The sequence below is a fragment of the Vibrio hepatarius genome, from assembly GCF_043642085.1.
In the GTDB taxonomy this organism is placed as follows: Bacteria; Pseudomonadota; Gammaproteobacteria; order Enterobacterales; family Vibrionaceae; genus Vibrio; species Vibrio hepatarius_C.
Map to the genome: position 1 here is coordinate 582705 of NZ_JBHZSA010000002.1, position 21756 is coordinate 604460.

Below are 21756 nucleotides of genomic sequence, written 5' to 3' on the forward strand. Positions count from 1 at the left end.
GCTCGTAGTTTTACGAGAAAGGCCCAACACTAGGTTGGGCCTTTGACATCACTATAGCGGGGGGAAACGCTATTGTGCTTTTTGTGTAGCTTGAAGCTGCTTCATCACTTTTTGAAGTTGAAGCGTATTGTAGTTGATACCTGCTGCACTAAAGCCTTGGCCTTTCTGCATAGGGTAACCTTCTAGTGAAGCAAAGAACTTCTGTACTTCTTGTGACATAGGTACAAACAGCCACATGTTATCGATCATCCAACGTACATACATTGGTGATTCATGCGCCGCAATTTCGTATGGGTCTGCGTACAAGTTAGTTAGCTCAGGCCAAGCTGGAGCCATACGTACCGCAGATTGCATATTACCTTCCATCATTGCGAATGTCGCTTTCCATTCATTCCAGCGAAGTGCGTTTAGCTCACCGTTAGCGCTAAAGTAAAATTTAGTAGTACGAGGGCCTTTATCTTCTTTACCTTCAAAGAACGGTTTAAAGTTGTGACCGTCTAAGTGTACACGCCACTCTTTGTTGTTGAACTTAGCGCCTTTCTTAAGATCACCGACAACATCATCCATACCAGCAGCAGCAGCAAATGTTGGCAACCAGTCTTCATGAGACATCATTGCATTAACTTTTGTACCCGGTTCAATTGTACCTGGCCAGCGCACTAGCTGAGGGACGCGCATACCACCTTCAAAGGTAGTACCTTTTTCACCGTGGAATGGTGAAGTACCGCCGTCAGGCCATGTAAATTTCTCAGCGCCGTTATCTGTAGAGTAAACAACGATTGTGTTGTCGTCGATGCCCAGTTCTTCTAACTTGTCTAAAAGCAAACCAACGTGATAGTCGTGCTCTGTCATACCGTCTGGGTAAATACCCACACCTGTAATGCCATCCCATTTATCTTGTAGACGAGTGTGGATATGCATACGCGAAGCGTTTACCCAAGTAAAGAATGGCTTGTCTTCTTTAACTGCTTTTTCAATAAACTTAATAGACGCACCTACAAACTCATCATCCGCTGTTTCCATACGTTTACGAGTCATAGGACCTGTATCTTCTACGCGACCATCAGCAAACGCGTGGATGACACCGCGTGGGCCAAAGTTTTTGTTAAACGCAGGGTCTTTAGGGTAGTAGTATGTTTCTGGCTCTTCTTCTGCATTCAGGTGGTATAAGTTACCGAAGAATTCATCAAAACCATGGTTTGTAGGCAGGTGTTTATCTTGATCACCAAGGTGGTTCTTACCGAATTGACCCGTTGCATAGCCTTTGTTCTTAAGTACATCTGCAATAGTCGGTGCCCAATCTGGAATACCGTGATCAGAGCCAGGCATACCGATGGTCAAAAGACCCGTTCTGAAAGGGTGCTGACCTAAAATGAAAGAAGAGCGGCCTGCAGTACAGCTTTGCTGAGCATAGTGGTGCGTAAATAGTGCACCTTCATTAGCAATACGGTCAATATTAGGTGTTTCGTAGCCCATCACACCATTGTTGTACGCACTGATGTTCGAATAACCAATATCGTCACCCCAAATAACAAGAATATTCGGACGCTCAGATGTAGCAGCTACAGCAGCATGGGCAGTTGCTAGAACACCCAAGCCTACTGTGACTTGTCCAAGTAATTTAGACATAATTGTTCACCTTATCAAGATATTAAAATAACCAAACGCATGGTTAAAAATGTTTTCGGACTCATTAAACGACGACAAGGAAAACAAACCTACTAGCAAATTTTCTAGTTATCATTTCAGGTTGATCTATCTCATATATCCATACTGGTAATTTTCCCAGTTTTACTTAACCGGACGAATATTCATTCGAAACAACACCCAGTCACTGATATATTCACAAGTGAAATAAATGACCTTTAATATTAATACTGGGGGCGCGACATGAACGCCATAACAACTTACCTTCACAATGGTAAAGCTAGCAAACGAATGCATGTAATGACCAAGCCAATTGGGGCTGCGTGTAATATCGACTGCACTTATTGCTACTACTTAAGTAAACAAGACCTACTGGAGTATAAGGAAGGCTGCTCCCCTAAAATGTCTTACGAGGATCTTGAATCCTATATTTCTCAGTATATTGAGCAACAAAACACCCCTGAAATAATATTTTCTTGGCAAGGGGGAGAGCCGACGATGCTCGGATTACCTTATTTTGAGGAAATTGTTAGACTACAAAAAAAATATGCCCCTATTGGTGTTAAAATTTCTAATGATTTACAGACTAATGGAACCTTGCTAAATGATAAATGGTGCGAGTTTCTAGGCAAAAACAACTTTTTAGTGGGATTAAGCATTGATGGCCCACAAATGTATCATGATGCCTTCCGTACAAATAAATCTGGCAGAGGCACCTTTTCGCGAGTAATGCAGTCTGTTGAATTACTACATAAACACAATGTCAACTTTGCAACGTTGACTTGTATAAATAGTTTAACGAGCAAACAACCCGTTGAGATTTATCGATTTCTTAGAGACGTCGTTCGTTCTCCTCAAATTCAGTTCATACCAATCGTCGAACCAAAATCATTTCGTCAAACCGCGCCACAACACTGGAAATCTCGCGAGATGCCAGTAATGGATTCGAAACAAACCGACCCAACAGAAACCGATTCAATCGTCGAATCTTGGTGTGTGAAAAGTCAAGACTGGGGGACTTTTCTATGCAAAGTCTTTGATGAATGGTTTAACCACGATTTAGGCCGAGTCAACGTACAGTATTTCGAAGCTGCTTTCATTTCTTGGACAGGTCAAGATAGCCCTCTTTGTACTCAAGGAAGTATTTGCGGTAAAGGTTTAGCGATGGAGCCTAATGGCGATGTTTTCACTTGCGACCACTATGTTTATCCAGAGTACAAAATTGGCAATGCATACGAAAATAAACTCGATGACATGGCATTCTCAATGAAGCAGCAACAATTTGGGTTCAACAAAACGAGAACATTAACTCAACAATGCAAAAAGTGTGACTATGCTTTTGCTTGTTATGGCGAGTGTCCAAAAAATCGTTTCGTTCGCTCTCATGACGGTGAGGCTGGCCACAATTATTTATGTTCTGGTTGGCATAAATTCTTTAAACACATCGACCCTTTTATGTCCTACATTGTACGAAGCCTAGGATACGAAGTTAAAAAGCAAAGCAACTTTCGATAGCTTAAAGGACTCATTTCAATATAAAAAATGTCTCGTCACGGTACTAACAAAAGGCATTATGAATAGTACCTACTAATAGACACCTCATCACTAAAACATTCGTCAACTCAAAATGGATGGCTAGGAGTTGACGAAGGATGAAACGGGTTACTAAGCCGTACTTTAATTCACCTTTCCAAGCCCGAAAAACGTATGCGCTTTTTGAATATATTTAAGTATGAGTATGACGCCGCTCTACGATGTTCGCCTCACTAAAGTAATGACGTTTTACCTGCATTGCACGATAAGACTATCCGCAGCCTACGGCACCAGTATCCATTTAGCTGACACAATAACCTAGAGACATGCCATGAAAATGATCTCCTATAACACTGGCCTAAATTTATCAGCTGGCCGAGCAATTCGTACTTTAACAACCAACACGAGTTCAAAGTACGTTTTGAGTCTATTTGTCTCTATGAATTGTAATGCATTCGGCCTTACAGAAGCACAATCTGTAGGAATGGGAGGAACTGGCGTGGTCTCGGGGACTTTTGTCTCTGCTCCTTATTTTAATCCAGCTCTCTCTAGTATCTATCGCACTACAGATAACGCAGCTTTTTTAGGTCCAACTTTCACCACTACGGCTACGTCTTTAGGTAACTTTGTATCTAACTTATCGGATGCATCAAATGCCATAGAAAATGATGAAGACCCTAACGATTCACTTATAGCGCTTGATGGAAGTTCGTTGACATTAAATACGAGCATTGGGATGGCATTTGCTGTCCCTAACTCAACCGCTGGTATATCAGCTTATACGTCCATCTACAGCATTGATACCATTCAACCAGAGATAAAGTATGATCTATTCGGAAATCCCAATGAGGATAGTTCATTAATTAAAACCAAGTCCGTAAAAATAAAAGAACTAGGTCTAGCGTTATCACGATATGCTTCCATAGGGCATCAACACTTTACATTTGGCGTAACACCAAAATTACAAACGATCACAACGTATACGTATCAAAGCCGAGTTGACCGTTTTAATTTAGACGATATTAAAGAGAATAAAAATTCTAGCTTTTTGATAAACTTCGATGCAGGGTTACTATGGTTTTATGGCCCATTACGGATTGGTGTGAGTTCAAAAAACATTCGCAATAAACAATTTTCCACTACTGCAGTCGAAAACCTATGGGGTGGCCATAAAGAACAAGATGTTTACGAACTGTCACGTACTTCAACAGTAGGCCTAGGTATCGTAGGGGATACTGGCACCTTTTCTCTCGATTACGATTTAAATGAACGAGAGGGCTACCTGAATACTAACGATAATACTAGATACCTAAGAGTTGGTATGGAGTCTCAGTATATCCTTCGCTCGATACGATTAAGATTCGGATATTATGACAATCTAGCCAATGAAGAAGAAAAAGCGAGTCTCACCACAGGTGCCGCTCTTATCCTATTTAATGTAATTCAGACGGATGTCGCATTAACTTATAGTAGAAAGCAAACTGCTGGGTTCTCTGCAAATTTCACATTGAACTTTTAAAACGTGTAAATAGTAATGATTTACCACATAACTTACTTTCACACAGCGATAGTCTGTCTGCATTTAACAATAATGCATCAGCTAACACCACTTAGCTGATGATTTATTCGATTCCTAAAATAATGTGTATTGTATTCATGTTACATCTTTACTGGCGATGGTCGGTGTATATAATATCCTTGACTATAAGAATTACTTAATGAGGAAAGAAACTTAAAATCCTTTTCACTTTCAACACCTTCAAAGACAATTTTCTTTCCTTTAGAAACCAATAATGAATGCATATAAAGAAGCTCTAGATACCTATTTGATAGCATGTATTTCTTATCAACCTTAACCAATTCAAAATCAATATTATCAAGGCGATTTCTTGCCACTTCATCAGCATAGTCAAAATCATCTAAAGCTCGGGTAGTTGTTGGAAGCAACTTTGATAACAAATACCCATACAGCATGCCTTCATTACGCGAAGAGGATTCAAGAATTTCAAAGCAAACTCTCTTTAACGGAATATTATTAGAACTCATTCGTTCTTTTATCTGTTCGTATCTTCCTGAGTCAACAGAATGCAAAACCGTGTCGCTAGATAAGTTAATAAAGCAGATCCCTTCTAGCTTAGAAGTAAAAAAATACTCCATATGCATGAAACCTAATTCAACTTCAGTTTCAGTACGCTCTTCCATGATCAAAGAGTTTAAATAACTATCAACGCTTACATCAACACCGCCTACCTTAAGTCGACATAGCATTTCATGGCCAATAACCTGATAATTGCTATCGACAATTTTTTGATGATGACTTTCACATTCAATCATCCTACCGGAAGCGTCAATATAATTCATAAAATCAGTCTAACTCAAAATACGTTGCTTTATTACGTAGTTCATCAACCATTTCTGACACTGATATCGTTATCTCACTAAACTGTTCAATCAACTCATCATTAGAGTCAAAAGCGCTTTGCAAAGCGATAACTTGGTTATCAAAAACAGTCACAAACGTCTGCTGTTTACATAATGCAGACTCTATGCTCTTCACGGACTCTAAGTTGTTTCCTGTTTCGATTTCAATATGTTTTCCAAACAGTTCAAGCTGGTTCGCTACGGTCATTAACTCAGTAATTCTAGATTTATTTGCGTTGGCTTCTTTTTCAACAATTCGACTTTGAGAAAGCATTTCGTCTACGATATTTCGAGTATTAAGAGTCGCCTTTTTAGTCTTAATTGACAGTGAGCGCACCTCATCAGCGACTACAGCAAATCCACGGCCATGTTGACCAGCTCGTGCAGCTTCGATTGCAGCGTTTAATGCAAGCAAGTTAGTTTGCTCTGATATGGCAGTTATATCATCGATAATAGTACTGATCCTTTCACTCATTCCGACAAGTGCCATTATGCCTTGATTTGAACTGTCCATCCCGGTAGAGACTGATTCAATAAGCTTAAATGATTTATGCAACGTAGATTTGCTTTCTTCAAGGGTAGAAACTGATTGATGGGTTTGCTGCATTGCTTGAGAACAGACTTTGGCTGCATCATCTATAACATGTAGCAAATCATTTTTTGTTTCAGCCAACTTAGAGAACTCAACTGCATTTCGATTGGTCGATGTGAAAATGCCCCCTAATTCCTTTTGTGAAGCCTCTACACGGGATATAGCATTCTTTGTATTTGAAACGAAATCTGAAAATACGGTTGATAGTTTTACCAACGCATGCTCAACAGCTTTCACCTCAGGTACTTTTCCATCGCTAGAAATCGGCGTATCGAGTCTTCCTTGACTTATCAAATCGATGGCTAGGGTTAGTTTTTTAAGCGGTAGTAAATTCTTAGTGACAATAAATATCACAAGCACAAGAGTTGATATCCCGAGGAAAAATAAGCTGATCAGCAACGCTACTAAATTGTTTGTTATATTATCTTCAACCTCTGTCAGAGGTGTAATTGCATAGATAGTAAACACGCCGTTATAAGCAGATTGAGAAGCTACTGCGAATCTATCACTTTGTTCATTCGCATACTGAATGATGTTATCCCTTGAACTAGCTAAATACATTGGCCTCAACTGTTCAATATTCTTACCTAACCAACTCATATTTACGCTATCTGTAGCGACGACAACGTTATTCGAATCGGCAATAGCGTACTCAGTATTTTTAATCGATGGCATTAAACTTGAGAGTTCTACATCAAAGCCAAGTACCGTTCTGGTCCCCTTTTCTGACAATAAGGCGATGGACATAGTGACATTCATCAAACCTCTGTCTCCAATGTAGGCATTACTAAGAAAATGAGCGCCTTCCTGATTAATTACGTCAAGAAACCAATTCCGTTTTTTCTCAATTGCATTAAAACCCTCAACCCAATACCCGTTCTCTATAACAGATGCAACATAACCTTTATCATTTGCAATATAGATATCTATATATTCATTATTTTCATCTTTGACTGCTGATAATAGTTCCATGTATCGTTCTATATCATCGTCATTGTTAACGTCATTTACGAGTCGTGAAATCGAGCGTACTTTATTAATGGATGAAGCAAGATTTCCTTCAAACGTAGATGTTAATGTATCAAGGGAATTTAAGGAAAGGCGACTTATTTCAAGACTTTTTGATTTTTGAAAATGGTTATAACCTAGTAAAACCACTAGAAATGTAATTATTAAAACGCTAATAGCTACATGTTGAAAAATCTTCTTTTGCACATCCTTTCCCCTCAGTATAAAGTTAGACTCTATGCTACTCTTAACAGAGCAAGAACCTTACTAGAAAAAATACCTGATTTTTGCAAAAAAATAATTTACAGCAGTATTTATACAGCTTTGTTGCTTAAATAGATGGAACTAAATCATAAAGTTACGAACTGATCGGCAACACCCATTGTTCGTCGTAGCCTCACGCCTAAACTTCGTTACAAAACAACTAACTGGAAGCAGTACAATAGAGCCTTAATCAACTGTGGCTCTCTGATTTTTTAGATTGTTGGAGAAGCGATAGCCGAATGAAAGCAAAAACAAACAAGGCAAGCATGGTAAACCTCTCCGGTTCAGCAAGTTAGCTATTATTACCGCACTGATGGTGAAACACGTTTTTTCCTATATCATTGAGATATCAGTTGATAGGTCATGTACTATCGTTCGTTGTTAATTTTTTTCCACAATTTTAAGACCGTAGAAACCTTCGCGTTGTCAGCTCGAGAAGATGGCAAAAAATGCTGTTCAGACCATTCGTTTACCTCTTTTTCAGGTACACCCCCCCTGATTTCAACGCGCCCTGTTTTCTTCATATTTTGGTTATACAAATGTCTATGCACTTCTCTCCAATCTCTTGATACAAGGCTGCGCATCAGGAAAAAGATTGGTGGTAAATTCTCTTGGTCAAAGCGACGAATAAAGTAATGTACAGAGGCCGTCAATAATGAAATCAGTAATCCGATAACGATACAATGAACCCAGTACTGCATTAACCAACTTTTAGGAGTGTGAGGTATATTTACTTCCAAACCCGTTAATTCTACGCTTCTTATGCTTTGCGTTTTAGTATCCCACCACTCTAACTCTATTGGCGGTACCATTAACGTGCCACTATTATGAACAATATAAGTATGGACAACCGTTTTTTCTGCAGAATATCGTCCTCGACTTTGCATGTCTTTTGATGTTAAAACTTCGCTATAACTATTAGTACCAACCAATTCAAGTGCGTTGAGTTCTGGCAATAGAGATACTGTCGTTTCATCGGCCTTTATGCGTAGCGTTCTCGTAATGGCGTCTCCGACTTTTACGTCACCCAATTCGTTCCACGTCTGACCGAATTGTAAGTCTGTCGATGCCGGAGTCTGCGATGAGTTAACACCATTAGATTGCATCACCTCAAAGCTAACACTGGGAGTCTGTATATAGCCTTCTGCACTTCCACCTTCCTCCAAAGACACCGAAGCCGCGAGCGTTAGGTTCGGTATATGAAAGCGACCACTATCAAGCGGATAGATGGCGAGTTGCCACTCCTGAACTGACCAGGTTTGACCTTGCAGTTTCTCAGTATAATTGGAGGCAAGCTTATCTCTTTGCTGAACAAGGGCTTGATTAAGGCTTAGAGGAGTAACTCGAGTGCCTCGAGTAAACCATCTATGGGTAGACACTTTCACAATGAGATCGATTTGCTCATTGACTGCTGCTGCTCTATATAATTGGTTTGCGCGCTTTGTTTGCCCTTCAACTGATAGAAAGACTTCCACTTTCAATTTGCCCTCATCAAGCAAAGCCCTTAGATCGGTTGATGCCGCAGAAAAAGCAGGAAAAAGTAACGCAACAACTAATGACATTAGCTTCAAGTAAGCCTTTTTAGTCGCTTTCATTAGACGAATCCTTCTTCTGTAGCTGTATTGCAAATTTTGTCGCCAAAAAGGCTTGTTGATTGCCTTCCACTTGTTTCATCCATGCATCGAACATGGCTTTATTAGCTCGCAACTGATTTGCGCTAAACTTCTGCTTTTGAACCTGTTTCTTGGCCACTTTTTCTTCAGCACCATCGCTTGTTTGTGGCGCATCTCCAAGCTCTTTGCTTGACTCGTTTTCAGTATTTGCTTGGCTTTCACTCTGTCGATTAATGTCTTCGATAATTTTTTCGACGATCAATAAGTTCGTCTTAGCGGCTTCAAAATCCGGGTATTGCCTCAGGATTTGCTTATACATCTGCCTAGCAACAACATACTCTCGCAGTTGGGCTGCAGAGTTTGCTGCACCCAACATCCCTTGCTTATTGTTTACCCGTAGATAATACGCATTGGCCAACTCAAAGTTCTCAGCTAAATAGTAAGCTTGTGCTTTATGCTCCGTTGAGACGAATAGCTCGGCGGCTTTTTGGTAATCACCTCGATTGAAGTACCACTGCGCTTGTTGATCTTTTGTCATCCACAAATCAATAAACACAAAGTTACCCCTAGTGCCATCGGTATTCTCAGCACTAACGGGTTGAGCATGCATAACCAAGATGAGTGGTAGTAAACACCAATGCACAGTCCACCCTTTCCTAAACCACAGTAAAAAAATTGCCATAATAATAAATACAAGTGGGTACCCCATATCCTTCCACGGCTGAGCCTGCTCTCCGTTAAGACGAGTGTGATTGGTTATATGGTTCGATAGCCACTTTATGTCTGAGTCATCACTAGTCATTCTGTGATAATCCCCACTGATTTGGGAGGCGAACATCTTTAGCCCTCGTTCATCAAACGGGATGTTACTGGTTCTTGTTTGATCCCCAATTCCCAAGATCAAAACTTTAATAGAGATGTCATTACGCTGTGACAACGCCGCATAGAACTCTTTTGCACTGCTTCCTACCCCGTCACTAAGCACGACTATCGTCGCAGAAACCGCTTTCTGAGACATTTTGTTTAACTGGTCTTCAATAACACTCACTGCAAGTTCTGGATACTTACCTTGTAGCGGCATAACCGCTGGACTAAGTGACTGTAGTATTGGAACAAATACGTGTTCATCTTGTGTCAAAGGAACAGCAAGATGAGCGCTGCCAGCATAAGCTATCAATGCCGTATTCTTGCTACTGTTTTCTGCCAAAAGATCCTGAACTTTGAGTTTTGCTCTTGAAAGTCGATTAGGTTTAACGTCCGTTTCCAACATCGACTCTGACGTATCCAAAACAATAAACAGCGGTGAATGGTCCTCACTAAATGGCGTCGTTTCTCGTTTCCATGTTGGGCCTGAAGCGGTGACAATCACAATGATGCTAACCACTAGCCAAACTTTTATTGGTAGTTTTTTACGCCATTGTTTATCACGGGTACCTAAAGCGAGAGCCAAGTGTTTCGGTAATTTTTTTTCCCAAGATGGTCTATTACTTTGCTGTCTTAAAGCAACGTAAGCCATTAATAAAACGGGGATTAATGCCAGAAGCCATAGAGGGCGTATAAAATGAAAATCTAATAAGCTACTCATTTTATTTACCCAGTTTTTCTCTACCGGATGAAACTCGGCTCATAAAGTTAACAATGTAGGCAAATAGGTAAACACCCAAGCCAAGACAGATAGGCACATGATGCGCACTTATTTTGGGTTGATAGCTGAAACTAGCGTATTCCGATGGTTCAAGTTCGTTGAGTGTCAAGTAAATAGCTTGCAGCTCTTGATAGGACATTGCTTGGAAGGACTCTCCGCCGCTAAGACGAGCAATCTTTTCAAGCTCTTCAACGTTCATTGCAGACTCTCCCACGGTTTCAGGATCTCCAATTGCAATTGTATGTATGCGGACATTGACGTCTCTAGCCAAAGAGGCCGCCTCTATTGGTGGGACCTGACTATCCGTATCATTGCCATCGGTGAGTAAAATAATCACTTTTTCTACTTGATTAGATTCATCTCCATTCTCTTCAAACGCTGTCGAATCCTTAGCAATCACTTTCATCGCTAACCCCAAAGCGTCACCAATATGGGTGCTTTGACCAGCCATCCCCACCTGCGTTTCCTGTACAAGTGACAGCCAGGTTTTGTGGTCTGCAGTAAAAGGCGCTTGCAAGTACGCTCGGTCTCCGAACAAGATCAATCCCAGACGGTCCCCTTCCCGCTTACCTGAAAACTCGATCAATACATTCTTTAATGCTTCTAAGCGGGAGATTGGTTCATTACTTCCAGGGAGTTTAAAGTCGCTTGTCTCCATTGAACCTGACAAATCAACGACAACCATTAGGTCTCGCCCTGCCTTAGTAAAGGTTTGAGGCTCTCCTAAAATAACTGGCTTGCATGCCGCAATAACCAACATGAACCATACAAAAACAAGACACAATTTTTGCCACCACATTGGGGTAAGGACTTGGCCACCAGTTGTTAGACGCTCCCCACTAAGTTCGATGATTCGGCGAAAAAAAGGAACTTTTATGGCCTCATCAGACGTGCGAAAAGCGGGGGCATAGCGGTAAATAATCCAAGGTAGCGGAAGTGAAAGCAACATCAAGGGATACTCAAGCTCCATAGCTGCCCCCTTTTTCCAATTCACCTTTTTTTTCTACTGAATTACTATGATTCAAGATCCATAATTCGCAGCACTCCAACAGGTGTTTTTTTTCATGAGAGGTCATCGTGTCTTTACGCTGGCCAGTCAGAAGCTTCATCCATTCACGTCCAATATTTGAATCGAAATTTGAACGCTTTGAACACTGTTCATCCATAGCTTTAAGCCACTCTCGCCCAAATAGATGAGCTTTATAATACGGGTTATCGTTATTCGAAATTGTTCGTATTTTTGTCATTATTCGAAAGGAGTCATATTCAAAAGAATGACTTTCAATGTTTGGTAGTTGCGACATGTATTGTTTTCGATAGCGATTTTTGGCCCAATGGAGAATACTTGAGCGCACTCGTAGACAAACATATAGGCACACTACGAGCAAAACCACTAGCCAGCCAACGGTTTGAGGTGTAAAAGGAATGGCTAGTACAATAAGAGGTTCATGAAAGCCTGTCGGCTCTCCTAATCCATATAGAATCAGGTTTCCAAAACCATTGGATGTCAATTCAGAAATAGACTCGCTCATTACGCTCTCTAAATTCAAAGAAAATAACTGCGAAAGGCTTCAATTTCATGCCCGTCGGTGGTTAGTGTTATGAGTGGAAATTCTGCAGTCGATAATCGTTTGGACAACAGTTTAAACTGCTCTTCTACTGCATCGCTGTACTGTTGCAAAACATCATTATTTGTTAGGCCAAATTGGCTCAGTTGCAACTGATGCTGGCCATCGGAAATGTTCACACCATCCCAGTCGTGAATATTGGCTTCTATTGGATCAATGATTTGAACGCCAATAATACGATTGCTTTTTTGTAGGTGTTGTATTAGCCGCATTGAACTCGCTTCAAGTCCATACCAATCGCTAATTATAATAATGGTCGTATTGACCACATTACGCTTCTGTATGCACTTAAGTTGCGTTAAGAAAGACTTGCTCTGATCGACAAAGGCGATATCTTCACCTAATCGGTGATTTTGAGTATGTAGCTGTTCAAGTATTCCCTTTGCATGGCTTTCACCTTTCTTACAAGGAACAAAAATTGCTTCTTCATCTCTTGAGATAAGAGTACCTATTCTGTCGCCCTTGCCAATCACGGACCAGATACAGTAAGCAGCCACATTTGCGGCGACAACAGACTTCATAGTATCAACACTACTGAAGAACATGGATTCGCGTTGATCGACACAGACGAGTACGTTTTGCTCTTTCTCTTCGCTATACGCCCTAATGTGGGGTTTACCGGTACGCAGGGTAGTTTTCCAATCTATATGTCGAACATCGTCTCCACGTTGGTAGTGGCGAAGTTCTTCAAAATTCAGCCCTCGGCCTCGGTGATTTGATGAATGAGAGCCGGAGGGACTGCGCGCATAAACTAACTCAGGGAACCTACTCTTTGTATTCGTAGCGCGTTTAATTCGATACAACAGATCGAGTTGAGTGTACACTCGGCGATCATGCTTCAAACCTTCATATAACGGGTTCATAAGAAATCACCCTATAGACACGTGCTTTAAAAGGTCATCAACCACCATATCTGGTGTCACTTGCTCATACATCGCTTCATGGTTAAGCGTTAGTCGATGACCTAAAACACTATGAGCTACTGCACGGATATCATCAGGCTCAACATAGTCACGATTATCTAACCAGGCATGCGCTCGAGCACATTTATCTAACGCAATTGAAGCACGAGGGCTAACACCGACCTCTAACCATTTCGGGAAAGTGGCGTTCGGGTGCTCTTCACCATATCGAGTTGCCGTAGTAAGGTTAACAATGTACTGCTCCATAGTCGGAGCTATATGAACTTGAGAAACTTCTTTCTGTGCCATCAGTACGTCTTCAACACTTGTATGCAGCGAGTTTGAATCATCTGCGCATTGAGTCTGATATTCTTCACTTCTTACTAGGCGAATGATGTCTAATTCAGCTTCTTTTGAAGGAAAGTCCACGTTGACTTTAAGCAAAAAACGGTCAAGTTGAGCTTCTGGAAGGGGGTACGTTCCCTCTTGGTCAAGTGGGTTTTGGGTTGCTAGCACCAAAAAGAGTTCAGGCAATTTATGGGTTTGCCCCGCGACAGTTACAGTGCGTTCTGCCATGGCTTCTAGCAGCGCAGCCTGAACCTTTGCCGGAGCTCGGTTTACTTCATCAGCTAACACTAGTTGATTAAAGATAGGGCCTTCTTCAAAGGTAATTGAAGGCTTGCCATTCACTTCACGATAGACTTCTGAACCTGTGACATCGGAAGGTAAAAGATCTGGCGTAAACTGAACCCTACCTAATTGAGCATTTATTGCCTTAGCAAGGGTCTGTATCGACCTTGTTTTTGCTGTCCCGGGCAATCCTTCTAACAACACATGCCCTTTAACCAATAAGCCAATAAAGATTGATTTAATCACTTCCTCTTGGCCAATAACTGAACGACAGACCGACTGATAAGTTCGCTGCAAATTATTGTAAGGTTCACTATTGCTCATGTTAAGCCTCCCATTTATCTGCATTCAATTTATATGGTTGAGAGAGACTAAATAACTCGTAAATATACGAGTTTTTATTTGCACCAATTAAAAAAGCCACTTAATTAAATAAGTGGCTTTTTATGGTTAAATAGTTAAATACGTTACATAGCGTTTAGATATGATTTATATGAATGCAGTCTGACAGTTGCTGCACCGATAACATCAATAAATCCTAATAGACTATGAGGCTTCTTCGCTGAAATCCAAGCAGAGCCAGTTGCACCAATCGGAATATACTTACCGTCAGGCTCAATAACTTCCAATATCACTGTTCGGCCATGGCTACTCGTATTTGCACCAACGTGTTGGCGTACACTCTGTGGCCCTTGAATAGGAGAAACTGACGATTCACCAGTACCCGCGGTAAAACTATGTACTCGCGCACGGAAAACTTCACCTGGATACGCGTCTACATAAAACTCGGCAAATTGGCCAGGCTCAACATATCGGAACGTTTGATCTGGGATTCGCATCTCAACAAATTTACGCGATATGTCATAAATATGCATATTACCCACACGGCTACCATTTGCTACGTTCACCACTGCGACTTGACCATCAAAAGGCGCTGTCACAGTTTTCAGAGATTGAACAAATTCAACCTTCTTGTAGTCAGCTTGTAATGAATCAAGCTGAGAGCGGGCAATTCTCAATTGTGAAGTGTAATTTTCAACATCTCGTTCTTTAAAGATTTCCGGAGAAGTTTTAGCACGTTCAAGATCTCGCTCCATTTGAGCAATCGACTCTTCTTGCTTTGTAATCGCTGCAGTAATTTTCGCAAGCTCCGCGGCAGAGGTAGTGTCAACAAGTGTATATATAGGGTCACCCTGCTTCACGACCTGGTTATGGTCAACAAAAATCTCATCGATCTGTTCACCAAAAATTGGAGATAAAACTGCATGAGGTGCTTTTACCGTAGAAGAGTACGTCATATCTACTGGTGCCCACAACCTAGAAAGTATACCTAAGAATACTAAGATGAACACACCGCCAGAAATAATCCAAAAAGCACTCTTAAGAGTCCATTTAATTGCTCCTGTAGATACAAGTATCCACATCAACAAAATATAGGGAATCATAATTTCTTTCATTATTAGCGCTCCGACTTACTCATGTTGATATCTTTATTGTCTGTATCATCAAACTTCATACTTGATATACCATCTCTTATTACTTGACTCAGCGAAGAACCAATGTGCTTCCAATTCGCAAACGCAATGATCACAGCTAATACCCACCACGCTTTATGTATTAGTAGACCACATAAAGAAAGCGCAAATACGAGTTGAACGTGAGTACTCTTTTTCTCTTTGGCTTTATGGACGGCTACTTCATGAATCTCCCATAGCAAGTAGGCAACAAAAAGCGCTAACGCTATGGTTACCGCAAACAAATAACCACTAAAATATTCACTATTTAAAATGGTCATCATGGTGGGATTTGGTGTATTGGTAAACATGCTCATATCAATGTCTTTGGAATTGACCATTCCCATTGGAGCAAGCACATACGCACCGCCTAACATCACGGCCATAAACGCAAAAAACTTTATAAATACCAATATAATGGCCCAAATGACTCGACCTATGCTCTTTAGAACATTCATAACAGCCCTCGCTGGTCTGGCTAAAAAAATAAGAAGTTTATAGAGCGAATGCTATGGGTTATCTCTCTTTGTAACCACCCGAAAATTTACTAGTCCAATGACAAACATAGGGACTATCTCATTTTTCGAAAAAGTGATTCCTGAAAATAGACAATTATTCGAACACCGTTCAATTGTAGTATGTGATAAAAAATTAAGGACCATCACATGAACATGAACTTACAACGTCTCTGCTTAGCCATGCTTTCTTTAAGTTTGCTTGGTTGTAATCAAGCTTCTACCAACACTCCTCCTCCTATCGACAAGCCCATACAGGTTATTGAAATTGAATCAACGAAAAACGGTAGTTTGAAACACTTCAACGGTACTGTTCTGTCACAAAAAAAAGCAGGGCTGTCATTTCGTGTACCAGGCATGATCGAAAACATTCTGGTCAAACAGGGAGATTCTGTCGTTAAAGGCCAAGTGTTGGCATACCTTGATCGTCATGATTATCAAGTCACACTCGAAGAGTTAAAGGCTCGTAAGTTAGAAGCCGAGTCTGCACATAAACTTGCGAAAGCTGAACTCGAGCGCGTAAAACAGGCAACGGCTGACAACGCTATCGCTAGCGTAAATCTCGATCGAGCAATTAGTGGATATGAGCGCAGTCTATCTGCAATTAAAGTTGTAAATAAAAATATTCAACGTGCACATGATGCGCTTGGCTACACCGAGTTAAAGGCACCATTTGACGGTGTCGTAGGCCGAGTCAACTTTGATGCCTACGAACAAATACTGCCAGGGGTCAGTGTCATCGACGTTCAAGATTTAACCCAATTGGAAGTTGAAATTGATGTACCAGAAACGCTCATTAACCAATTTCACATTGGTCAGTCTAGTCAGGTTAGTTGGCACCAAGCAGAACGCCACTTAGCTGCGACTGTATCGGAAATTTCCACCTTTCCAAACATCCTGAAACAAACTTATAACGTCACACTCAATCTCGATGAGTTGGATGACGCTTTGCTTCCAGGTCGTTCTGTAACAGTTTCGAGTCAACTGGGTAATGAGCTACCTGTCTACTGCCTGCCCTACTCTGCACTTATTGGTAAGCACAATGACCTACATGTCAACCTAGTGCGCGAAAAACGCATCATTCGTCAGCCAGTTCAGATGCGTACTTTAGACGCACACGTTGCTTGTGTTTCTAGTCATTTCAAAGCCGACGACCTCGTTGTTATCAGTGGTTCACCCTACGTTATTGAAGGTGACGCTGCCACCAACCTCATTGTAAAAACACAGTAGGACAGGACCATGATTAATCTCGCAGAGTTTGCAATTAGGCAGCGCACATTCGTACTGTTTTTTACTGTGCTTTCGATCTTCGCTGGTATCTACTCATACTTTGATTTGGGGAAATTAGAAGATCCCAGCTTTACAGTAAAGACAGCCGTAGTGGTTACACTCTACCCAGGAGCTTCAGCCGAAGAGGTTGAGTATCAGGTGACCGATACGATTGAAACGAAACTACAAGAGATGGGAGAGTTAAACCGCTTGCGTTCACTCTCAAAGCCCGGTATTTCAATGGTGTTTGTCGATTTAAAAGAATCGCTAAGCTCAGACAAGCTTCCCCAACAATGGGATATTTTACGACGTAAGATCAACGATGTATCACTACAACTCCCGTCGACGGCACAAATCAACATTGTCCAAGACGAGTTCTCTGAAGTGTATGGCATGCTCTTTTCTATTCACAGCAGCGATGCAACAGCTAGCGATCTACGTCGTTATGCAGAAGAGCTGCAACGTCGCATTAAGACTGTAAAAGGCATTAAAAAAATTGAGCTTCACGGCGTTCAACCTCGTGTGGTTTACATCGATATTCCAGATGAGCGCCTCAGCCAATATGGACTTTCTATCTCGCAGGTGTGGAACCAACTCAATACCCAAAACATGACCTTCGAAGCCGGTCGGTTCAGTGCTGGGCATGAACGCATACGCATTCAACAACGTAGCGAGTTTCAGTCATTAGAAGATGTAAAAAACCTCATCATTCGAGGTGGTGTAAGTGAACTAAGCTCAGGCTTGATCCGACTAGGAGACATTGCCGACGTAACGATGGGATACCTAGAACCCGCATTGACTGAAAACCGCTATAACGGCGAACCTGCGGTCACGCTAGCGGTGAGCCCTGTCGACGGCATTAACGTTGTATCACTGGGCGATACAATTCGCACAATCATTCAAGAGTATGAACAAGAACTGCCTTTAGGGGTCGATATTTCGACTGTGGCTTATCAACCTGAAGAGGTACAGAAAGCCATTGATGACTTCGTTGTCAATTTATTAGAAAGTGTCGCGATCGTCTTTGTTGTATTGCTTATATTCATGGGTTTTAAAAGCGCAGCCATTGTCGGTTCGAGTTTATTAATCACCATTCTCCTCACACTGATCTACATGAATATTCAGCAGATCGATCTACATCGAGTTTCGCTAGGTACATTCATTCTCGCGCTTGGGATGTTGGTGGATAACGCTATCGTAATCACCGATATGATGATCTCTAAAATGAATAAGGGCATAGATCGCACCCAAGCAGCTATTGATTCAATAAAAGAAACCTCTCTTCCCTTACTTGGCGCGACGGTAATCGCCATAATGGGTGCTAGTCCCGTGATTTTTTCACAAACTGACGCTGCGGAATTTGCCAGCTCGGTATTCTACATCGTGGCTGCATCGCTGTTGCTATCTTGGTTTGTCGCTATGACCTTTACCGCGTTGATGTGCTGGTTACTACTCAAACCCACTGCTGTAAACGAAGACGGTAAGCTAAACCTATTCAAACGCTTTGTTCACTGGACTGTTGATAATCCGCTTAAAGCAATGTCTGGCCTGATTCCACTGCTAATCGCTACTGCTATCGCCGTTCCCTACATTGCGGTTAACTTTATTCCACAGTCAGACAGACCCATTGTATTTCTAGACTATTGGTTACCAAACGGCGCGAAGATTGAACAAACGTCCGCCGACATGGCAAAAATTGAGCAGTGGCTGATTAAACAACCAGAGGTGGCTTCTATCTCTACCGCGGTGGGTTCGAGTGCACCACGTTTTTCGGTCACGGTAGAACCAGAGCCAATTGATCCTGCCTATGGTCAGATTCTCATCAACGTACATGAATTCCACGATATTGTGCGCCTTGTTACTCGCGGAGACCAATGGTTAGCGAATGAATTCCCGAATGCTGAACCACGCTTTAGATCGTTGAAGTTGGCAACCTCTGACAAATTTTCAGTTGAAGCGCGATTCTCTGGCCCAGATCCTATGGTGTTGCATGAACTGTCGCGTCAAGCGCAAACAATTATGTCGGCCCACCCAGATACGAAATACGTTCGTGATGACTGGCGTCAGCAGAGCAAAGCGTTAGTTCCTGTCATCAACCAAGAAAAAGCAAGGCTAGCTGGAATCAACCGTGCTGACATCGCTTTTGCCCTAAAGAGAGGCTCTGATGGTATGCCATTGGGCCAGATGAATCTTAACGAGGAACTTATTCCTATCCAACTGCGCGGTTCTAACCAAACGATGGCATCACTTGAAACGCTTCCTGTGAAATCCATTCTTGGCCTGCATACTGTGCCACTTGGCCAGGTTGTCGATCGCTTTGAACTGGTAGCAGAAGAAAGCATGATATGGCGACGAGATCGCGTTAAAACCATCACCGCTCAAGCAGGTATCCAGCATTACACTACGCCAGCTCGTGTTCGTAATGCCATCAAGGCAGAGATTGAAGCGATTGAACTACCACCAGGCTATAGCATGGAATGGGGAGGCGAGTACTACGATGAACATAAAGCGGTCACTGATATTCTAAAGCAACTGCCAAAAGCGATGCTAATCATGGTGATTATTCTCGTAGCAATGTTTAATGGATTTAAGCAGCCTCTAATCATTCTGACTACCTTACCACTAGCTTCAATTGGAGCCAGCTTCTCATTGCTAATATTCAGCAAACCTTTTGGGTTTATGGCGTTGATTGGCGCGGTCACCTTAACAGGCATGATCATTAAAAACGGAATCGTATTAATGGACCAGATTGAACTGGAACGTAGAAACGGCAAAAACCTCTCTGATGCGATCAAAGAAGCCACCATCAACCGCACGATGGCGATCTCCATGGGCGCATTAACAACGGCTTTGGGCATGATCCCGCTGATGAGTGACCTTCTGTTTGACCAAATGGCAGCAACCATCATTGGTGGACTAGCAGCAGCAACCGTGTTGTCACTGCTTGTCATGCCAGCACTGTATAAGTTGGTAAGTAAAGACGATCCCGCTCGCAGTGAGTCACCGTCCCCTTCAACCAATAACGTAACAGCCACTGATAATGCATAGGAATTACTAATGAAACGTTTTACTGCGCATAAACTTTCTGCCGTCGCACTTGTACTATTACTTAGTGGCTGTGCGGTTGGCCCAGACTACCAACAACCAACGGTTTCCATTTCGGACACATACTTAAATAGCCATGGCTCGACGCAGCAAGAGTCTGGCTTTTGGTGGGAGTCACTTCAAGACGATACACTCAACCAGATGGTACGTGATGTTCAGAAACAAAACATACCCATTTTGATCGCCGCTGAGCGCGTAAAAATGGCCAGCTCTTATAAGAGCATGGTGGATTCATTCAAAGTCCCGACTATCAACGTTGGCGGCGGCTACGTAAACTACCAACTGAGCCAGAACGACTCACTGCTTGGTCCTGTGTTTGATCTATCTAATACCGTTGAAGGGGCTACAGGCATGACTCTTCTAGACGAGCAACATGATGGCGGTTTTATAGGGGCGTCTATCTCTTGGGAGTTGGATCTCTTTGGCCGCCTAGATAGGCAAAGTACTGCTGCTGCCATTCGAGTCGAGCAAGCAGAGCTGATGCAAAATGGCCTAACGACCTTGATAACAGCGGATTTGATTCACAATTACATTCAATATCAGGGAGCACGCGAGAGAAAGCAACTTGCGTTAGACAATATATCAGACCAACGTAAAACGCTCGATCTGGTCGAAAAAGTGGTCAGTAGTGGTTACGGTTCTGAACTTGACTACGCTCAAGCACAGGCAGCGTTGGCAGCAACTCAATCCCTCATCCCACAACTTGAGATCGCCGAACAAGTCCACAAGCATCGTTTAGCTATCTTGCTTGGTGAGCCACTATCACAAGTCGATGTTCGTTTAGCAAATGTACAAGGTGTGCCAACATTCGATGGCGTGATTCCCGTTGGACTACCATCAGATCTGCTGCAACGTCGACCTGATATCCGCATAGCAGAACGTGAAATGGCAGCAATTAATGAGGAGCTCGCTGCCAGCATCGCAAACAAATATCCAAAGTTCTTCTTAACGGGTACACCAGGTGTGGCTGCTAGCAACTTTGACGATCTATTTAGCGGCGACTCGTTTGGTTGGGTTGGATCAGCAGGGGTAAGTTGGAATGTATTTGATGGTGGCAGATCGGATGCCATGGTTGAATTAAATGAATCTCGTTTCCAGTCGGCTGCGTTGGGTTATCAACATGCGGTTGACTCCGCAATTACTGAAGTGGATTCAACTCTATTTGCCTATGGACGAAGCCAACAAAATCAAGCGCAGATAGATAACGCATTACATGCCACCCGCAAAGCTGTATCCAAAGCGAAATCATTGTATCAAGCCGGGTTGATTGACCATCTGTCAGTGCTCGATGCTCAAAGGCAGCAACGCATGATGCAAGATCGAAAAGTCGCCGCCAAACTTCAAACGGCTCAGTCTACTGTTGCTGTATACAAAGCTTTGGGTGGAGACTGGCAAGTTGAGCCAAACCCAGTGGCTCATTCTGGTTAATTCGGCTACTGGAAGTAAACCACATACTGACACGATTAGCAC

The 21756-nt window shown here is 42.2% G+C and carries 16 protein-coding genes and 1 pseudogene; 6 read left to right on the forward strand and 11 right to left on the reverse strand.

The window, feature by feature from the left end:
* Positions 1–69: 69 nt before the first annotated feature.
* Positions 70–1629 carry an arylsulfatase gene (locus tag ACHUFZ_RS05665; RefSeq protein ID WP_394126275.1) on the reverse strand — a complete coding sequence of 520 codons (1560 nt, stop codon included), beginning with the start codon at positions 1627–1629 and terminating at the stop codon, positions 70–72.
* A 261-nt stretch (positions 1630–1890) separates the two neighbouring features.
* Between ACHUFZ_RS05665 and ACHUFZ_RS05670 the strand changes: the two genes are divergently transcribed.
* Both ACHUFZ_RS05670 and traF read left to right on the forward strand, forming a co-directional pair.
* Entirely contained in the window at positions 1891–3162 is a 1272-nt protein-coding gene (locus tag ACHUFZ_RS05670; protein ID WP_394126276.1) for an anaerobic sulfatase maturase, read from the forward strand.
* 349 nt (positions 3163–3511) lie between these two features.
* On the forward strand, positions 3512–4699 hold the full coding sequence (traF, locus tag ACHUFZ_RS05675) for a conjugal transfer protein TraF (RefSeq protein WP_394126277.1): 1188 nt from the start codon (positions 3512–3514) through the stop codon (positions 4697–4699).
* A gap of 140 nt (positions 4700–4839) precedes the next feature.
* On the opposite strand, the gene ACHUFZ_RS05680 is transcribed toward traF, so the two are convergent.
* Both ACHUFZ_RS05680 and ACHUFZ_RS05685 read right to left on the reverse strand, forming a co-directional pair.
* Positions 4840–5541 carry an EAL domain-containing protein gene (locus tag ACHUFZ_RS05680; RefSeq protein WP_394126278.1) on the reverse strand — a complete coding sequence of 234 codons (702 nt, stop codon included), beginning with the start codon at positions 5539–5541 and terminating at the stop codon, positions 4840–4842.
* 4 nt (positions 5542–5545) lie between these two features.
* Positions 5546–7408 (reverse strand): methyl-accepting chemotaxis protein, encoded by a 1863-nt coding sequence (locus tag ACHUFZ_RS05685; RefSeq protein ID WP_394126279.1) that lies wholly within the window; start codon positions 7406–7408, stop codon positions 5546–5548.
* 174 nt (positions 7409–7582) lie between these two features.
* Here ACHUFZ_RS05685 and ACHUFZ_RS05690 point away from each other — a divergent pair.
* Positions 7583–7799, forward strand: a pseudogene (locus ACHUFZ_RS05690) (IS5/IS1182 family transposase); the annotation flags it as partial.
* 34 nt (positions 7800–7833) lie between these two features.
* Here the strand turns inward: ACHUFZ_RS05690 and ACHUFZ_RS05695 are convergent.
* The 8 genes from ACHUFZ_RS05695 to ACHUFZ_RS05730 all read right to left on the reverse strand — a co-directional run bounded on the left by ACHUFZ_RS05695 (position 7834) and on the right by ACHUFZ_RS05730 (position 15855).
* Complete coding sequence (locus ACHUFZ_RS05695) at positions 7834–9060, reverse strand: hypothetical protein (protein WP_394126280.1); 1227 nt, start codon at positions 9058–9060, stop codon at positions 7834–7836.
* On the reverse strand, positions 9047–10663 hold the full coding sequence (locus ACHUFZ_RS05700) for a vWA domain-containing protein (protein WP_394126281.1): 1617 nt from the start codon (positions 10661–10663) through the stop codon (positions 9047–9049). Before ACHUFZ_RS05700 ends, ACHUFZ_RS05695 begins: the two co-directional genes overlap by 14 nt.
* Position 10664: 1 nt before the next feature.
* Entirely contained in the window at positions 10665–11693 is a 1029-nt protein-coding gene (locus tag ACHUFZ_RS05705) for a VWA domain-containing protein (protein WP_394126282.1), read from the reverse strand.
* Positions 11683–12255, reverse strand: coding sequence for a DUF4381 family protein (locus ACHUFZ_RS05710; protein ID WP_394126283.1), 573 nt, complete (start codon positions 12253–12255; stop codon positions 11683–11685). The genes ACHUFZ_RS05705 and ACHUFZ_RS05710 overlap by 11 nt, the downstream gene beginning before the upstream one ends.
* A gap of 14 nt (positions 12256–12269) precedes the next feature.
* The gene (locus tag ACHUFZ_RS05715; protein ID WP_394126284.1) at positions 12270–13214 is read right to left on the reverse strand and encodes a DUF58 domain-containing protein; all 945 of its coding nucleotides are present in this window, start codon (positions 13212–13214) and stop codon (positions 12270–12272) included.
* Positions 13215–13220: 6 nt separating this feature from the next.
* Positions 13221–14207, reverse strand: coding sequence for an AAA family ATPase (locus tag ACHUFZ_RS05720; protein WP_394126285.1), 987 nt, complete (start codon positions 14205–14207; stop codon positions 13221–13223).
* A gap of 143 nt (positions 14208–14350) precedes the next feature.
* A complete protein-coding gene (locus ACHUFZ_RS05725) occupies positions 14351–15340 on the reverse strand; it encodes an efflux RND transporter periplasmic adaptor subunit (protein WP_394126286.1) in 990 nt (329 codons plus the stop codon).
* 2 nt (positions 15341–15342) lie between these two features.
* A complete protein-coding gene (locus ACHUFZ_RS05730) occupies positions 15343–15855 on the reverse strand; it encodes a magnesium transporter (protein WP_394126287.1) in 513 nt (170 codons plus the stop codon).
* A gap of 207 nt (positions 15856–16062) precedes the next feature.
* Between ACHUFZ_RS05730 and ACHUFZ_RS05735 the strand changes: the two genes are divergently transcribed.
* Genes ACHUFZ_RS05735 through ACHUFZ_RS05745 form a run of 3 tightly spaced genes read left to right on the forward strand, consistent with a single transcriptional unit; the run spans position 16063 to position 21714 of the window.
* Positions 16063–17142 carry an efflux RND transporter periplasmic adaptor subunit gene (locus ACHUFZ_RS05735; protein ID WP_394126288.1) on the forward strand — a complete coding sequence of 360 codons (1080 nt, stop codon included), beginning with the start codon at positions 16063–16065 and terminating at the stop codon, positions 17140–17142.
* A 9-nt stretch (positions 17143–17151) separates the two neighbouring features.
* Positions 17152–20229, forward strand: coding sequence for an efflux RND transporter permease subunit (locus ACHUFZ_RS05740; protein WP_394126289.1), 3078 nt, complete (start codon positions 17152–17154; stop codon positions 20227–20229).
* 9 nt (positions 20230–20238) lie between these two features.
* Entirely contained in the window at positions 20239–21714 is a 1476-nt protein-coding gene (locus tag ACHUFZ_RS05745) for an efflux transporter outer membrane subunit (RefSeq protein WP_394126290.1), read from the forward strand.
* Positions 21715–21756 lie beyond the last annotated feature (42 nt).

Excerpts from the sequence above, each read along its gene's own strand:
- ACHUFZ_RS05740 (WP_394126289.1), top strand. The coding sequence starts at position 17,152 with ATGATTAATCTCGCAGAGTTTGCAATTAGGCAGCGCACATTCGTACTG.
- ACHUFZ_RS05680 (WP_394126278.1), bottom strand. The coding sequence starts at position 5,541 with ATGAATTATATTGACGCTTCCGGTAGGATGATTGAATGTGAAAGTCAT.
- ACHUFZ_RS05705 (WP_394126282.1), bottom strand. The coding sequence starts at position 11,693 with ATGGAGCTTGAGTATCCCTTGATGTTGCTTTCACTTCCGCTACCTTGG.
- ACHUFZ_RS05700 (WP_394126281.1), bottom strand. The coding sequence starts at position 10,663 with ATGAGTAGCTTATTAGATTTTCATTTTATACGCCCTCTATGGCTTCTG.
- ACHUFZ_RS05695 (WP_394126280.1), bottom strand. The coding sequence starts at position 9,060 with ATGAAAGCGACTAAAAAGGCTTACTTGAAGCTAATGTCATTAGTTGTT.
- ACHUFZ_RS05735 (WP_394126288.1), top strand. The coding sequence starts at position 16,063 with ATGAACATGAACTTACAACGTCTCTGCTTAGCCATGCTTTCTTTAAGT.
- ACHUFZ_RS05725 (WP_394126286.1), bottom strand. The coding sequence starts at position 15,340 with ATGAAAGAAATTATGATTCCCTATATTTTGTTGATGTGGATACTTGTA.
- ACHUFZ_RS05715 (WP_394126284.1), bottom strand. The coding sequence starts at position 13,214 with ATGAACCCGTTATATGAAGGTTTGAAGCATGATCGCCGAGTGTACACT.
- ACHUFZ_RS05665 (WP_394126275.1), bottom strand. The coding sequence starts at position 1,629 with ATGTCTAAATTACTTGGACAAGTCACAGTAGGCTTGGGTGTTCTAGCA.
- traF (WP_394126277.1), top strand. The coding sequence starts at position 3,512 with ATGAAAATGATCTCCTATAACACTGGCCTAAATTTATCAGCTGGCCGA.
- ACHUFZ_RS05730 (WP_394126287.1), bottom strand. The coding sequence starts at position 15,855 with ATGAATGTTCTAAAGAGCATAGGTCGAGTCATTTGGGCCATTATATTG.
- ACHUFZ_RS05710 (WP_394126283.1), bottom strand. The coding sequence starts at position 12,255 with ATGAGCGAGTCTATTTCTGAATTGACATCCAATGGTTTTGGAAACCTG.
- ACHUFZ_RS05720 (WP_394126285.1), bottom strand. The coding sequence starts at position 14,207 with ATGAGCAATAGTGAACCTTACAATAATTTGCAGCGAACTTATCAGTCG.
- ACHUFZ_RS05745 (WP_394126290.1), top strand. The coding sequence starts at position 20,239 with ATGAAACGTTTTACTGCGCATAAACTTTCTGCCGTCGCACTTGTACTA.
- ACHUFZ_RS05670 (WP_394126276.1), top strand. The coding sequence starts at position 1,891 with ATGAACGCCATAACAACTTACCTTCACAATGGTAAAGCTAGCAAACGA.